Origin of the sequence: Streptomyces sp. NPDC087428 (genome assembly GCF_044744085.1) — a bacterium.
Classification (GTDB): Bacteria; Actinomycetota; Actinomycetes; order Streptomycetales; family Streptomycetaceae; genus Streptomyces.
In genome coordinates this window covers 1-14,975 of the sequence record NZ_JBIUXR010000030.1, presented here as the reverse complement: position 1 = coordinate 14,975, position 14,975 = coordinate 1, and the positions used below count along the sequence as shown (strand labels likewise).

Annotated in this window: 14 protein-coding genes; 8 read left to right on the top strand and 6 right to left on the bottom strand. The window is 69.4% G+C overall.

Features of this window, described 5'->3' with window-relative positions; all coding sequences use genetic code 11:
• Positions 1-124: 124 nt before the first annotated feature.
• The gene (gene serB, locus ACIO3R_RS38830; protein ID WP_385041782.1) at positions 125-1,381 is read right to left on the bottom strand and encodes a phosphoserine phosphatase SerB; all 1,257 of its coding nucleotides are present in this window, start codon (positions 1,379-1,381) and stop codon (positions 125-127) included.
• Positions 1,382-1,669: 288 nt separating this feature from the next.
• Between serB and ACIO3R_RS38825 the strand changes: the two genes are divergently transcribed.
• Positions 1,670-4,270, top strand: coding sequence for an FHA domain-containing protein (locus tag ACIO3R_RS38825; RefSeq protein WP_385041780.1), 2,601 nt, complete (start codon positions 1,670-1,672; stop codon positions 4,268-4,270).
• A gap of 93 nt (positions 4,271-4,363) precedes the next feature.
• Here ACIO3R_RS38825 and ACIO3R_RS38820 read toward each other — a convergent pair whose 3' ends face one another.
• Complete coding sequence (locus ACIO3R_RS38820) at positions 4,364-5,080, bottom strand: transglycosylase SLT domain-containing protein (RefSeq protein WP_385040510.1); 717 nt, start codon at positions 5,078-5,080, stop codon at positions 4,364-4,366.
• A gap of 511 nt (positions 5,081-5,591) precedes the next feature.
• Between ACIO3R_RS38820 and ACIO3R_RS38815 the strand changes: the two genes are divergently transcribed.
• Complete coding sequence (locus ACIO3R_RS38815; RefSeq protein ID WP_385354961.1) at positions 5,592-6,740, top strand: GAF domain-containing sensor histidine kinase; 1,149 nt, start codon at positions 5,592-5,594, stop codon at positions 6,738-6,740.
• On the top strand, positions 6,733-7,377 hold the full coding sequence (locus ACIO3R_RS38810) for a response regulator transcription factor (RefSeq protein WP_329617080.1): 645 nt from the start codon (positions 6,733-6,735) through the stop codon (positions 7,375-7,377). The genes ACIO3R_RS38815 and ACIO3R_RS38810 overlap by 8 nt, the downstream gene beginning before the upstream one ends.
• 158 nt (positions 7,378-7,535) lie before the next feature.
• On the opposite strand, the gene ACIO3R_RS38805 is transcribed toward ACIO3R_RS38810, so the two are convergent.
• Entirely contained in the window at positions 7,536-8,315 is a 780-nt protein-coding gene (locus ACIO3R_RS38805; protein ID WP_385040516.1) for a hypothetical protein, read from the bottom strand.
• Positions 8,316-8,515: 200 nt separating this feature from the next.
• Here ACIO3R_RS38805 and ACIO3R_RS38800 point away from each other — a divergent pair, with 200 nt between their 5' ends.
• The 4 genes from ACIO3R_RS38800 to ACIO3R_RS38785 all read left to right on the top strand — a co-directional run bounded on the left by ACIO3R_RS38800 (position 8,516) and on the right by ACIO3R_RS38785 (position 11,831).
• Positions 8,516-9,313 carry an ABC transporter ATP-binding protein gene (locus ACIO3R_RS38800; RefSeq protein ID WP_385040519.1) on the top strand — a complete coding sequence of 266 codons (798 nt, stop codon included), beginning with the start codon at positions 8,516-8,518 and terminating at the stop codon, positions 9,311-9,313.
• Positions 9,314-9,447: 134 nt separating this feature from the next.
• Complete coding sequence (locus ACIO3R_RS38795; protein ID WP_363028276.1) at positions 9,448-9,879, top strand: NfeD family protein; 432 nt, start codon at positions 9,448-9,450, stop codon at positions 9,877-9,879.
• A gap of 156 nt (positions 9,880-10,035) precedes the next feature.
• Positions 10,036-11,001, top strand: a complete 966-nt coding sequence (locus tag ACIO3R_RS38790) for an SPFH domain-containing protein (protein WP_385040523.1) — start codon at positions 10,036-10,038, stop codon at positions 10,999-11,001.
• 62 nt (positions 11,002-11,063) lie between these two features.
• Positions 11,064-11,831 (top strand): sulfite exporter TauE/SafE family protein, encoded by a 768-nt coding sequence (locus ACIO3R_RS38785; protein WP_385040526.1) that lies wholly within the window; start codon positions 11,064-11,066, stop codon positions 11,829-11,831.
• 61 nt (positions 11,832-11,892) lie between these two features.
• Here the strand turns inward: ACIO3R_RS38785 and ACIO3R_RS38780 are convergent, their stop codons facing one another.
• The 3 genes from ACIO3R_RS38780 to ACIO3R_RS38770 form a co-directional block, all read right to left on the bottom strand.
• Positions 11,893-12,399, bottom strand: a complete 507-nt coding sequence (locus tag ACIO3R_RS38780; RefSeq protein ID WP_362967403.1) for an HNH endonuclease — start codon at positions 12,397-12,399, stop codon at positions 11,893-11,895.
• Between the two features lie 137 nt (positions 12,400-12,536).
• The gene (locus ACIO3R_RS38775) at positions 12,537-13,085 is read right to left on the bottom strand and encodes a YbhB/YbcL family Raf kinase inhibitor-like protein (protein ID WP_402111827.1); all 549 of its coding nucleotides are present in this window, start codon (positions 13,083-13,085) and stop codon (positions 12,537-12,539) included.
• A gap of 52 nt (positions 13,086-13,137) precedes the next feature.
• Positions 13,138-13,920: a sporulation protein gene (locus ACIO3R_RS38770; RefSeq protein ID WP_123468992.1), complete on the bottom strand. Its 783-nt coding sequence runs from the start codon at positions 13,918-13,920 to the stop codon at positions 13,138-13,140.
• A gap of 73 nt (positions 13,921-13,993) precedes the next feature.
• Here ACIO3R_RS38770 and ACIO3R_RS38765 point away from each other — a divergent pair, with 73 nt between their 5' ends.
• Positions 13,994-14,635 carry a DNA-3-methyladenine glycosylase gene (locus ACIO3R_RS38765; protein ID WP_402111826.1) on the top strand — a complete coding sequence of 214 codons (642 nt, stop codon included), beginning with the start codon at positions 13,994-13,996 and terminating at the stop codon, positions 14,633-14,635.
• Positions 14,636-14,975: the final 340 nt, after the last annotated feature.

The following is a 14,975-nucleotide window of genomic DNA, read 5'->3' as shown; positions in this document are numbered from 1 at the left end:
CTCATGGTCCCACCGGCTCATGAGGAGGGCCCCGGTGCGCACGCTTCGGCTTGCGCACCGGGGCCCTCCGTGCTTCCGGGGGACGGCCGGGACCCTCGACCCCGGCTCCGCTCCGGGCGGCTCCCTATTCGACGAGACCGTCGGCGGCCTCGACCTCCTCGCGCGTGATGCCCAGCAGATAGAGCACGGTGTCCAGGAACGGCACGTTCACCGCCGTGTGCGCGGCCCTGCGGACCACCGGCTTGGCGTTGAACGCGACGCCCAGCCCGGCCGTGTTCAGCATGTCCAGGTCGTTCGCCCCGTCACCGATCGCCACGGTCTGCGCCAGCGGCACCCCGGCCTCCGCGGCGAAGCGGCGCAGCAGCCGGGCCTTGCCGGCCCGGTCGACGATGTCCCCGGTCACCCGGCCGGTGAGCTTTCCGTCGACGACCTCCAGGGTGTTGGCAGAGGCGAAGTCGAGCCCCAGCCGCTCCTTGAGATCGTCCGTCACCTGGGTGAACCCGCCGGAGACGACGCCCACTTGGTAGCCGAGCCGCTTCAGCGTACGGATCAGGGTGCGGGCGCCCGGCGTCAGCCGTACCTCGGCGCGCACCTTCTCCACCACGGACACGTCGAGGCCCGCCAGCAGCGCCACCCGGGCGTGCAGCGACTGCTCGAAGTCGAGTTCGCCGCGCATCGCCTGCTCGGTGACGGCGGCGACCTCGGCCTCGCAGCCGGCATGGGCCGCGAAGAGCTCGATGACCTCGTCCTGGATGAGCGTCGAGTCGACGTCCATCACGACGAGCCGCTGCGCGCGGCGGCTCAGCCCGGCCGAGACCACGGCCACGTCGACGCCGATCTCGGCGGCCTCGGTGGCCAGCGCGGTCCGCAGCTCCTCGGTCCCGGTGCCGGACACCGCGAACTCCACGGCGGTGACCGGATACTTCGCGAGCCGGAAGATCCGGTCGATGTTCCCGCCGGTCGAGGTGATCCTGGCCGCTATGGCGGCGGTCGACTCCGCGGTCAGCGGGTGCCCGAGCACCGTCACGTGGGAGCGGCCGTCGCCACGGGGGCGGTTGTCGCCCGTGCCGGAGATGATCTCGGCCTGCAGTTTCAGCGACTCGGCCCAGCTGTGCACGGTGGCCCGCAGGTCGCCCGCGGTGGTTCCGCCCGCGACCGGGGCGGTGACCAGCGCGCACAGGACGATGCGGCCACGGGTGACGACCTGCTCGATGTCGACGACATCGACCGAGTAGGCGGCGAGGGTGTCGAACAGCCCGGCGGTGATGCCGGGACGGTCCTTCCCGAAGATCTTCACGAGAAGGGTCGGTGCGTCGATGCCCTGACGTGACTCAGGGGACTCAGGAGACGGTGAGGACTGAGGTGGCTGAGATGCGCTCATGGTGTGTCCACCGTATCGGTCCGCGCCGCGCGGCCGACGGCCTGTCCCGAGTGCCGGACAGCATGCCCCGATACCCCCCAACCACATAATTCCGCACGATGCACAGTCATTCATGGCCAGTTATGGCGGTAGGTGACTGTTTCGTCGGCGTCAATGCCGTAACAGTGCAGGTGCAAGCGGGGTCAAACCCCCGCCTGGCTTTCGTATCCGCGACTGCTCCTGGAATAGTTCGCCACGATGTTCAGCATCCCTAGACTCCCTGCGACGGGGGTAATCGGGGGACAACTAGTGGGGCGCGGAGTGCCGGAACTCGTACTGGAATTGAATGGAAGGACCTGGACGCTCGATCCGTCCAGGTCGTACACCCTCGGACGTGATCCGCAGGGCGACATGACGGTCGATGACGCCAGGGTGTCGTGGCGGCACGCCACGATCAGCTGGAGTGGCCGGGGTTGGTTCATCGAGGACCACGGCAGCACCAACGGCACGTATGTGCAGGGCCGCCGGATCCAGCAGATGGAGATCGGGCCCGGCTCCGCCGTGAACCTGGGCAACGCCACCGACGGGCCCCGGCTGAATCTCAGCGGTGCCGCGGCCGGCGCCGATGTGTACAGCGGGCAGGGCGCCGCGGGGGCCCAGGCCCCCGCCCAGCAGCCGCAGCAGGCTCCGCCGCAGCAGCCGCAACCGCAGCAGGGGGGACCCGGCGGGCAGGGCCAGCAGCAGAACGCGGGGCAGCCGCAGGTTCCGGGACAGCAGCCGCAGGCCTGGCAGCAGGCACCCCCGGCACAGCAGCAGCCCCATGTTCCGCGGCAGGGCATGGCGAACACCCCCGGGAGTGGCGGGGCCGGCGGCGCGGCGGGGGCGCCACCGGTCTACGGCGACCGCAGCCCGACCACCTTCCACCAGGTGGCTCTCGGCCGGGTGATGCGCATCGGCCGTGCGCTGGAGAACGAGCTGGTCGTCTACGACCTCCAGGTCTCACGCATCCACGCCGAGTTCCACGCGGCGCCCGACGGCCGCTTCGAGATCCGTGACCTCGGATCCCACAACGGCACGTACGTCAACGGCCAGCCGCTCTCGAAGTCCGGCTCCGCGCTCATCGGCGCGAACGACATCGTCGGCGTCGGCCACTCGACGTTCCGCCTGGTCGGCGACCGGCTCGAGGAGTTCGTCGACACCGGCGAGGTCTCCTTCGCCGCCCGCCACCTCACGGTGACGGTCGACGGTGGCAAGCAGATCCTCAAGGACGTCTCGTTCGGCGTCCCCGAGAAGTCGCTGATCGGCGTCATCGGCCCGTCCGGCTCCGGAAAGTCCACCCTGCTCAAGGCGCTCACCGGCTACCGGCCCGCCAACCAGGGCGAGGTCCTCTACGACAACCGGAACCTCTACAAGCAGTTCGCCGAGCTGCGCCAGCGCATCGGGCTGGTTCCGCAGGACGACATCCTGCACAAGGAACTCACGGTCACCAAGGCCCTCAAGTACGCGGCCAAGCTCCGCTTCCCCGCGGACACCACGGAGGCCGAGCGCCAGTCCCGGATCCTGGAAGTCCTCGCCGAGCTCAAGCTCGACATCCACAAGGACAAGAAGGTCACCTCGCTCTCCGGCGGCCAGCGCAAGCGCGTCTCGGTGGCCCTGGAACTGCTCACCAAGCCCTCGCTGATCTTCCTGGACGAGCCGACCTCCGGCCTCGACCCGGGCATGGACCGCGATGTCATGCAGCTGCTGCGCGGGCTGGCCGACGACGGCCGCACGGTCCTCGTCGTCACGCACTCGGTCGCCGAGCTGGCCATCTGCGACAAGCTCCTGGTGATGGCGCCCGGCGGTGCCGTCGCCTACTTCGGTCCGCCGGAGGAAGCGCTCAACTTCTTCGGCTACACCACCTGGGCCGACGTCTTCTCCGCGTTCGAGAACTACCGCGACTACGACTGGGCGGGCCGCTGGCGCGGTTCGCAGCACTACCAGATGTACGCCGCGGACATCGACTCCGTCGCCGCGCAGTCCGTGCACATGCCGCCGCCGCAGCAGATGCGTCCGCCGAAGCCGCAGGGCTGGGGCACGCAGCTGTGGACCCTGATGCGCCGCTACCTGTCGGTGATCGCGTCCGACAAGGGCTTCATGGGCCTGATGGTGATCCTGCCCGCGGTACTCGGTGTCGTCAGCGTCGTCATCCCGGCCGACTTCGGCCTGGGCCCGCCCAAGCCGCCGTCCCGGTTCAACAGCGACGCCGGAACGATCATGCTGATCCTGGTGATCGGCATGACCTTCTCCGGCGCGGCCAACTCCGTACGAGAGCTGATCAAGGAACGGGTGATCTACGAACGGGAACGGGCCACCGGCCTCTCCCGCTCCGCCTATCTGATGTCCAAGGTGATCGTGCTCGGCATGATCACGGCCGTCCAGGGCGTCATCATCTGCGGCATCGGCTTCGCCACCCGCGATCTGCCGGCGGAGGGCCTGATCATGCCGCCGGCCGTCGAACTCTGCGTGACGATCATCGCGCTCGGCTTCACCTCGATGATGTTCGGCCTGGTGATCTCCTCGCTGGTGAAGACCTCCGAGAAGACCATGCCGCTGCTGGTCATGTTCGCGATCGTCCAGGTCGTCTTCACCGGCATCCTCTTCCAGGTCTACGGATCGCTGGGCCTGGAGCAGTTCGCCTGGCTGATGCCGTCCCGCTGGGCCATCGCGGCCGCGGGCTCGACACTCGACCTCGCCCACCTGATGCCGCCGTGGGACCAGAAGAACCCCACGGACCTGGACCCGCTGTGGGAGCACACGGCGAGCCAGTGGGGGATCAATATCGGGGTACTGGTCTTCCTCGGTGTCATCTGCGGGTTCGCGGTCGCGCGCCTGCTGCGCCGCCACGAGCCCGAGGTGATGCGCAAGTAGCCGCCGCGCGGCTGCGCACCGTACGACGCCGAAGGGCGGCACCCCGCACGGGGTGCCGCCCTTCGGCGTGTGTCACGGCGTACCGGAGTGGACTCAGTACGCGCTGTTGACGTTGTCGATCGAGCCGTACTTGTCGGCGGCGTAGTTGGCCGACGCGGTGATGTTGGCGATCGGGTCGTACTGGTCGTGGGGGGTGCCGTTGACGTGGTAGGCGTCGAAGGTCGGCTTGATGATCTGGAGCAGCCCCTTCGAGGGGACACCGTTGACCGCGTTGACGTCCCAGTCGTTGATGGCCTTCGGGTTGCCGCTGGACTCACGGATGATGTTGCGGTGCAGGCCGTCGTACGTGCCCGGGATGCCCTTGGCCTTCATGATCGACAGGGATTCCTTGATCCAGCCGTCCAGGTTGTTCGAGAAGACCGGGGTACGGGACTCGGAGCGGCTGGCCGACTGCTTGCCGCGCTTGGCCGCGTCCTTCTTCGCCTTGGCCTTGGCCTTCTTGGCCTTCTCCTTCGACGCGGACTCGGCCTTCTTGGCCTTCGCGGCGTCGGCGGCCTTGATCAGCTGCTCGGCGGTGGAGTGCTGCTCGATGACGCTGGCCTGGATGGACTTGGCCTGCGGGGCGCCGGCGGCGGACGCGAAGACGACGGGGGCGCCGGAGATGGCCTGCGGCTCGGTCTCGGCCTCGGCATTACCGGGCACCAGCGACAACGAGAGCGCAGTGGCGGCGACGGCGGAGATTCCCGCCACGGAGAGCTTCTGGGTCTTGTTCAGACGTCGGAGACGGTCGGTAATGCTGGACGCGGACATGCAGGTACCTCTTCGAATCGCGGGGGTCCTCACGGAGGACGAAGACGGGAGGCGACATCGCTTCTCCGTCGGGGACAAGTGCAATTCTTAGCGACCGCAAAATGGTGTGGCAAAGGTGTGACGTACGAAGCCGGGTAGTGGGCCGGGGTCGCGCTCGAACGGGGTGACCTGCGCTCATACCCGCCCGCTCCGTCCTATTTGTCCACTAGGTGGCTTCGTAAGTGACGCAGGTCCTATGCGCGGGCTCACATCGGCCGTGTATCAATCTCACCAACCGTTGCGCGAGCAATTCGGAGTGTGACGTTCCGGTTCCATGGGGGACGTGAAGCGGCTCGGGACGGCTCGGAGGGGGCCTGAGCTGCTCGCAGCGGCCTCCCGGGGCCGACCGGTGACGCCGACCCGCCCCCTCGTACCCGCACGCCGCACGGCACATGGACCTAGTCCCTGCGCCCTAATCGGTGGCCGTCCACAGGCCGATACGGGGCCGGTGGCCCGCCGGTACGGTGAGGCCATGACCCATCGCCCACCGTCGGGCGGCCTCGCAGCAGTGAGTGCCGCGCTGCTCGCCATGAGCCGGCACCTGGAAATGCGGGACGTCCTCAAGACGATCGTCGCCTCGGCCCGCGAGCTGCTCGACGCCGAGTACGCGGCGCTCGGGGTCCCCGACGACCACGGCGGCTTCGCCCAGTTCGTCGTCGACGGCGTCAGCGACGAACAGTGGAAGGCCATCGGCCCGCTTCCCCGGCAGCACGGCATCCTCGCCGCGATGCTGCACGAGGCGAAGCCCGAGCGCCTGGCCGACGTCCGCAAGGACCCGCGCTTCGAGGGCTGGCCCGCCGCCCACCCCGACATGTCCGACTTCCTCGGCCTGCCCATCAGGGACGGCGACGAGACCATCGGCGCCCTCTTCCTCGCCAACAAGCGCTGCCCGAAGCCCGAGGGCAGCTGCGGATTCACCGTCGAGGACGAGGAGCTGCTGGCGATCCTCGCCCAGCACGCGGCGATCGCCCTCACCAACGCCCGGCTGTACGAGCGCAGCCGCGAGCTCACCATCGCCGAGGAGCGCTCCCGCCTCGCCCACGAGCTGCACGACGCGGTCAGCCAGAAACTGTTCTCCCTGCGGCTCACCGCCCAGGCCGCCGCCACGCTGGTCGACCGCGATCCGGCACGGGCCAAGGGCGAGCTCCAGCAGGTCGCCGCCCTGGCGGCGGAGGCCGTGGACGAGCTGCGGGCAGCCGTCGTCGAACTGCGCCCCGCCGCGCTCGACGAGGACGGCCTGATCGCCACCCTCCGTACCCAGATCCAGGTCCTGGACCGCGCCCACACGGCCCGGGTCACCTTCGAGAGCCTGGGTGTGCGGGCGCTGCCCGCCGCACAGGAGGAGGCGCTGCTCCGGGTCTCCCAGGAAGCCCTGCACAACGCCCTGCGCCACTCGGGGGCCGCTCACGTGGACGTCAGCCTCGTCCGCCGCGGCGGCGGCACGGTGCTGCGGATCACCGACGACGGCCACGGCTTCGAGCCGACGGCCACCCGGCAGGCGGGGCGGCACCTGGGCCTGGTCTCGATGCGGGACCGCGCGAGCGGTGTCGGAGGGACACTCAGCGTTGAATCGGCGCCCGGCAAGGGCACCACGATCGAGATGGAGGTACCCGGTGGCTGACCGGATCATCAGGGTGCTGCTGGTCGACGACCACCAGGTGGTCCGCCGCGGTCTGCGGACGTTCCTGGAGATCCAGGACGACATAGAGGTCGTCGGAGAGGCCTCCGACGGCGCCGAAGGGGTGGCCAGGACCGAGGAGCTGCGCCCCGACGTGGTGCTGATGGACATCAAGATGCCGGGCACCGACGGCATAGAGGCGCTGCGCAGGCTCCGGGAGCTGGAGAACCCGGCCAAGGTGCTGATCGTCACCAGCTTCACCGAACAGCGCACCGTCGTACCCGCCCTGCGCGCCGGCGCCTCCGGCTATGTGTACAAGGACGTCGACCCGGACGCGCTGGCGGGAGCCATCCGCTCGGTGCACGCGGGCCATGTCCTGCTCCAGCCCGAGGTGGCGGGAGCGCTGCTCGCCCAGGACGACCCCGGCAGCGGTACGGGCCGGGGGAGCACCCTCACGGAACGGGAGCGGGAAGTGCTGGGCCTGATCGCCGACGGCCGCTCCAACCGGGAGATCGCACGGGCACTGGTCCTCTCCGAGAAGACCGTCAAGACGCACGTCTCGAACATTCTGATGAAGCTGGACCTGTCGGACCGCACCCAGGCCGCGCTCTGGGCGGTCCGGCACGGGGCCGCGGGCTGAGATTCACACTCTCCGGTGGCGGGGTGTCCGCCACCTCAAGCCCGCCCGGCGGTGGAGGGCATCCGTCCAGCCCGCCCGGCGGTGGAGGACAGCTTTCCAGCCCGTCCGGCGCTTGAGGACAACGCGGCCCGGACGCACCCCGCACCCCGGCCCCGCCCCTACCGCGCCCGCTCCTCCACATACGCGTTGTACGCGGCGACCTGCGCCCGCCGGGCCACCCGCTCCACCGGCCGCAGCGCCTCACCCCGCGCCGCCATCTCCGACGCGCTCACCGCCCCGCCGTGCCCGTTCTCGTACGCCACCGCGACCAGCAGCCCCACCCGCTGCGCCAGCTCCAGCACCCGCACCGCCCGCGGCGGGTACCCCGGAGCGAGTACCTCGCGTTCCCGTTCCGCCCGCGCCCGGTACGCGTCCAGCGCCGCCTCGGCCACCGGCCCGGACCCGGCGACGTCGAGCCGCGACAGCGCAGCCGTCGCATCCCGCAACGCCTCGGCGAGCTCCCGCTCCGCCTCGCCCAGCGACGGCACATCGGCCGGCGGCGCCTCCCGCACGGCCAGGCAGTGCCACGCCACGGCGACGTGAAGATCCCCGGCCGGCCCCGACTCGCGCACCTCGGGCACCAGCCCGAACGGTGCGCCGTAGGTCACCACGGCCTCCTCGGCCTCCAGCGCCCTGGCATTGAACTCCGCGGGGCCACTGAGCCCCAGCGGATGCCCCGGGACCGGCAGCGCGACCCGGAAACCGGTCACCCCGAGTCCCCGCAGCCGCCCCAGCGCGAGCGTGAGACCGACCGGCCCCGCCTCGCCCGGCAGCCCCTCGACGCGGTGCACCGCGTCCTCCCCGACAATGGCGAGTGCCGCGTCGTCCGGCGGGACGAGGCCGGCCAGCAGCGCGTTGCCCCAAGCGGCCAGTAGCCCTGAGCGTGGTTCCGAAAGCATGACGACAGCCTAGGGAACGGACCCGGCCCCTGTCGTCACCCTGCCCGGACCCGTACCTCCGGGCGGGCGGGGGACCCGCGCCAACCCTGCGTCGACGGGCCCAGCGCCGGAAGCGCTCGTGCAGTGGCGTAGGTTTTCCCTGGGAGCTGTGCCCACAGGCACGCGACGATCACGAAACTGCATGGGGAGACAACGCGCTCATGAGCGATGTACTGGAGCTGGTGGACGTATCCGTGGTCCGCGACGGACGCGCTCTGGTGGAAGACGTCTCCTGGTCGGTCAAGGAGGGGGAGCGCTGGGTCATCCTCGGCCCCAACGGCGCCGGCAAGACCACCCTCCTCAACGTCGCGTCCAGCTACCTCTTCCCGACCAAGGGCAGCGCCACGGTCCTCGGAGAGCTGCTCGGCGGCGTCGGCACCGACGTCTTCGACCTGCGCCCCCGCATCGGGATCGCGGGCGTCGCGATGGCGGAGAAGCTTCCCAAGCGGCAGACGGTCCTGCAGACGGTGCTCACCGCCGCCTACGGCATGACCGCCACCTGGAACGAGAACTACGACACCGTCGACGAGGACCGCGCCCGCGCCTTCCTCGACCGGCTCGGCATGACCGACTACCTGGACCGGAAGTTCGGCACCCTCTCCGAGGGCGAGCGCAAGCGCACCCTGATCGCCCGCGCCATGATGACCGACCCCGAACTGCTCCTCCTCGACGAGCCCGCCGCCGGACTCGACCTCGGCGGCCGCGAGGACCTGGTCCGCCGCCTCGGCCGGCTGGCCCGCGACCCGTACGCACCCTCCATGATCATGGTCACCCACCATGTCGAGGAGATCGCCCCCGGATTCACCCACGTCCTGATGATCCGCCAGGGCAAGGTGCTCGCCGCGGGCCCCATGGAGACCGAGCTCAGCTCCCGCAACCTCTCCCTCTGCTTCGGCCTGCCGCTCGTCGTCGAGCACCAGGGCGACCGCTACACCGCCCGCGGACTGCCGCTCGGCTAGGGCCTGTCGGTTTCGATCATGCCGGGCCGGCCTGATCCGAACGAAAGGCCCCAGGGGCCTGTCGGGCCCTCCGCCGAAGCACCGGCCCGCTTGCGCCCTGTCGGCGGAGGTGCTTGCGGCCATACGATGGCCGGGTGGACATCATCGACGCATGGGTGTGGTGGCTGATCGGCGCGGTGGGACTGGGCATCCCGCTCGTCCTGACCGCGATGCCCGAGTTCGGCATGTTCGCCGTCGGAGCGGTCGCCGCGGCGGTGGTCGCGGCTCTCGGCGGCGGAATCGTGGCCCAGGTCCTGGTCTTCGTCTTCGTGTCCGTGGCGCTGATCGCCGTGGTCCGGCCGATCGCCAACCGGCACCGCTCGGACCGGCCCCATCTGGCCACCGGGATCGACGCGCTGAAAGGCCGTCAGGCCGTCGTCCTGGAACGGGTCACCGGCGACGGCGGGCGGATCAAGCTGGCCGGCGAGATCTGGTCGGCGCGCGCCCTCGACGCGGAACTGAGCTACGAACCGGGCCAACAGGTCGACGTCGTCGAGATCGACGGGGCCACAGCCGTCGTCATGTGACCGAACAGCCCACACGGCAGAGCCCGTTCTGTCACACTCGATGTCGATCATCATGAGAACCGGTGCGGCAGGACAACCGACCTGACGCACGGCCCCTCATACGATCTCGACCTCGATCATCGCGATCCGTCGGCAACCGAAGGGCACGAGGAAACGATGCAACCGATCATCATCGTCCTGATCATTCTGGTGGTGCTCGTCTTCATCGCTCTGATCAAGACGATCCAGGTCATCCCACAGGCCAGCGCCGCCATCGTGGAACGTTTCGGCCGGTACACCCGCACCCTCAACGCGGGCCTGAACATCGTCGTTCCGTTCATCGACTCGATCCGCAACCGGATCGACCTCCGTGAACAGGTCGTGCCCTTCCCGCCGCAGCCGGTGATCACCCAGGACAACCTGGTCGTCAACATCGACACGGTCATCTACTACCAGGTGACCGATGCCAGGGCCGCGACGTACGAAGTGGCCAGTTACATCCAGGCCATCGAGCAGCTCACCGTCACCACGCTCCGCAACATCATCGGCGGCATGGACCTGGAGCGGACCCTGACCTCCCGCGAGGAGATCAACGCCGCCCTGCGCGGAGTCCTCGACGAGGCCACCGGCAAGTGGGGCATCCGCGTCAACCGCGTCGAGCTGAAGGCGATCGAGCCGCCCACCTCCATTCAGGACTCGATGGAGAAGCAGATGCGCGCCGACCGCGACAAGCGCGCCGCGATCCTCCAGGCCGAAGGAACCCGCCAGTCCGCGATCCTCACCGCGGAGGGCGAGAAGCAGTCCGCGATCCTGCGCGCCGAGGGCGAGGCCAAGGCCGCCGCCCTGCGCGCGGAGGGCGAGGCCCAGGCGATCCGCACGGTCTTCGAGTCCATCCACGCCGGCGACCCGGACCAGAAGCTCCTCTCGTACCAGTACCTCCAGATGCTGCCGAAGATCGCCGAGGGCGACGCCAACAAGCTCTGGATCGTGCCCAGCGAGATCGGTGACGCACTCAAGGGCCTCAGCGGCGCCTTCGGAAACCTCGGCACCGGCATGCCCGGCTTCAACACCGGCAACAACGGTGGCGGCAACGGCGGCAACGGCGGTAACAAGGAACGTCGCGAGGACACCCCGATCGACTGACGTGTACACCCCCTCGTGCATGATCAATGCACCAAGCACCGATCAGGCACGGGGGGTTCGGGATGACCATGTGGGAGATGCTCGCCGTCTTCGTCGCGGGCATCAGCGCGGGCACGATCAACACGATCGTCGGCTCGGGAACGCTGATCACCTTCCCGGTGCTGCTCGCCACCGGTCTGCCACCGGTCACCGCCACCGTCTCCAACGCACTCGGCCTGATCCCCGGCTCCATCAGCGGCGCGATCGGCTACCGCAAGGAGCTCGCGGGGCAGCGTCCGCGCGTACTCAAGCTCGCCGTCGGCGCGCTCGTCGGCGGACTGACCGGCGCCACCCTGCTGCTGGCGCTGCCCTCCACGGCCTTCGAGACCATCGTGCCGATCCTGGTGGCCATGGCCCTCGTCCTGGTCATCCTGCAACCGCGCATCAGCAAAGCCGTCCAGCGCCGACGCGAACACACCGGCGTCCCGGCCCGCCCCGACGGCGGCCCGCTGCTCTTCGTCGGCCTGATGCTCGCCAGCGTCTACGGCGGCTACTTCACCGCCGCCCAGGGGATCATCTACCTCTCCCTGATGGGCATGCTGCTCGACGACACCATGCAGCGCCTCAACGCCGTGAAGAACGTCCTGGCCGCACTCGTCAACAGCATCGCCGCGCTCTTCTTCCTCTTCGTCGCTGACTTCGACTGGACCGCCGTCGTACTGATCGCGATCGGCTCCGCACTCGGCGGCCAGATAGGCGCCAAGGTCGGCCGCCGGCTGAGCCCCACCGTCCTGCGCGCCCTCGTCGTCACGGTCGGCACGGCCGCCATCGTCCAGCTGCTGCTCCGCTGACACACGGAGGCCCGCCTCCGCACGGAGACGGGCCTCGGCCACGACAGCGGGCGTACGGGGGCTACGCCGCGGACCGGTCCAGCCACTCCGGCAGCGCCGAACGGTCCCCGGCCCCCAGCGCCAGCAGCATCGCATCCGCCGGAGACGGCACGAACGGCTGCCGCAACAGCGGCATCCCCGCCTGCTCCGGCGTACGGGCCGCCTTGCGGTGGTTGTCCTCGGCACAGGAGGCCACCGTGTTGAGCCAGGTGTCCTGGCCTCCCTGGGCACGCGGCACCACGTGGTCGACGGTGCTCGCCCGCCGCCCGCAGTACGCGCACCGGTGCTGGTCCCGTATCAGCACCCCCCTTCTGGACCACGGAGCCTGTCTTCGGAACGGCACCCGTACGTACCGGCAGAGCCTGATCACCCGGGGCACCGGAATGTCCACGGCGGCACCGCGCATGCGGAGGCCGGGATGCGACTGCTCGACGACGGCCTTGTCCTGCAGGATCAGCACCACCGCACGGTTCAGCGTCACCGTCGACAGCGGCTCGAAGCTCGCATTCAGCACCAGCGTGTCCCGCATCCCGCCCACCTCCCGTGTGCCGCCCGCCACCTGGCAGGCCCGGATCAACTCTGGCTGGGCGGGCCGTGATGGACAACGCAATAAAAAACGCCCTGCCCTGATCTCTCCAGGACCAGGGCAGGGCAAACAGGGTGGAACTATCGACTTGTCGTGCTTTCTGCGGGCTCTGCGTACTCACCGATCAGCTGGGCACGGCCCAGCGTGTGGAACCGCAGGTTGAAACCGACCACCGCGGGCGACACCTCGCTGTCCGGCCCGAGCTTCTCGCTGTCCACCGCGTACACGGTGAACACATACCGGTGGTTCTCGCCGGGCGGCGGCGCGGCGCCGCCGAAGTCCTTCGACCCGTAGTCGTTGCGGACGTGCACGGCGCCCGGGGGCAGCCCCTCGAACGTCCCGCCGCCCGCACCCGCCGGCAGCTCCGTCACCGACGCCGGGATGTCGAAGAGCACCCAGTGCCAGAACCCGCTGCCGGTGGGAGCGTCCGGGTCGAAGCACGTCACCGCGAAACTCTTCGTCCCCGCCGGGAACCCCTCCCACCGCAGTTGCGGCGAGGTGTTCCCCGCCGCCTGCACCTGTGCGTCCGCAAGCACGGCCCCCGGCGCGAGGTCCTCGCTCACCACGGTGAACGAGGGGACCTCGGGATGGAAGTCGTGCGGCAACGGCGGCCTCTTCGGCTCGGTCACGTCAGCACCTCTCCTGTTGGCGGTTCCGGTGTCGGCAGATCTCCCAACGACCCTAGAGCCAGTTGCGCTGACCGCCGACCTGGGCGAGCCACTGGTTCAGGTAAGCCGCCCAGTCGGTCCCCTGGAAGTCGTTGAGACCCACCTTGAACGCGCGGTACGAATCGCTGCCCTCACTGAACAGACCCGGCTTCTTGTCCATCTCCAGCACGACGTCCATCTCGCGGTCGTCCGCGACGAACGTCAGCTCGACCTGGTTCAGCCCGCGGTACTGCGACGGCGGGAAGAACTCGATCTCCTGGTAGAAGGGCAGCCGCTGACGCGTACCGCGAATGTGACCGCGCTCCATGTCGGCACTGCGGAAGCCGAAGCCCAGCTGCCCGAAGGCGTCCAGGATCGCCTGCTGCGCCGGCAGCGGGTGCACGTTGATGGGGTCCAGGTCCCCGGAGTCCAGGGCCCGTGCGATCTCCAGCTCCGTGGTCACCCCGATGTTCATCCCGTGCAGGTGCTGGCCCGCGAACATGGTGATCGGCGTCTCCCAGGGGATTTCGAGCCCGAACGGCACGACGTGCACCGCACCCGCCCGCACCTCGAACGCGCCCCCGAGCCGAAGCTTGGTGAACTCGATGTCCTGCTTGGTCTCCTGCTCCTGGCCCTCGACCTCGACCCGGGCCTGAAGCCCGACGGAGAGTCCCTCGATCTGCTGGTCCACCGATCCGCCCTGGACCCGCACCTCGCCCTGGACGACCCCACCCGGTACGACGTTGAGCTCGGTCAGCTCCGTCTCCACCGAGGCACCGCCGGCACCCATGCTCGCGAGCAGCCGCTTGAAGCCCATGTCTTCTCCTCCTAGGTCCTGACCCCTACATACGCGCCATGACCGTAGTCGGTTCCCGGTAGCCTCGGACTTCATGATCGAGGGCCAGGACCGTACGCCGCTGACGCGGGACTTCTTCGACCGCCCCGTGCTGGACGTGGCGCCGGATCTACTGGGCCGGACGCTGGTACGCAGTACGCCCGACGGCCCCATCGAGCTGCGCCTCACCGAGGTGGAGGCGTACGCGGGGGAGATCGACCCCGGCTCGCACGCCTTCCGGGGCCGGACCCCGCGCAACAGCGTGATGTACGGGCCGCCCGGCCACGCGTACGTCTACTTCACCTACGGCATGTGGCACTGCCTCAACCTGGTGTGCGGCCCGGAGGGCATGGCGAGCGGTGTACTGCTCAGGGCCGGCGACATCCGCACGGGCGCCGACCTCACCCGTAAACGTCGAGTCTCGGCCCGCAATGACCGAGAACTGGCCAAAGGGCCGGCCCGGCTCGCGACGGCTCTCGACATCGACCGCGCGCTCAACGGCACCGATGCCATCGCCCACCCGGGCGCCGTCCTCTCCGTACTGCACGGCGCCCCGCCACCCCGCGACCAGCTACGCAACGGCCCGCGCACCGGAGTGGGCGGGGACGGTGCCACCCACCCGTGGCGCTTCTGGGTGGACGGTGACCCCACGGTGAGCCCGTACCGGGCGCACGCACCACGGCGCAGGTCAACTTGACTCGCCCATGCGGGGCACCTAATGTAGTCCGAGCCGCTTGAGACGGTACAGCCAACGGTTGGGTCCATCGGACCTCATGCCGGGCGACTCGAAGCGGCCAACCACTACCTACGACTCACCCCAGCGGGTGCGAATTTCGGCGTGCCGAAATTCAAGCCCATTGACTCGATTATGAGTCACCGGGGGAATCGGCTAAAGTAGTGAACACGCCGAAAGGGAAAGCGCGAAAGCGAATTCCTCGAAAGCAATCCCGCTTCGACCGGGAATCGGACACGAAAGAGTCTGATAGAGTCGGAAACGCAAGACCGAAGGGAAGCGCCCGGAGGAAAGCCCCAGAAAA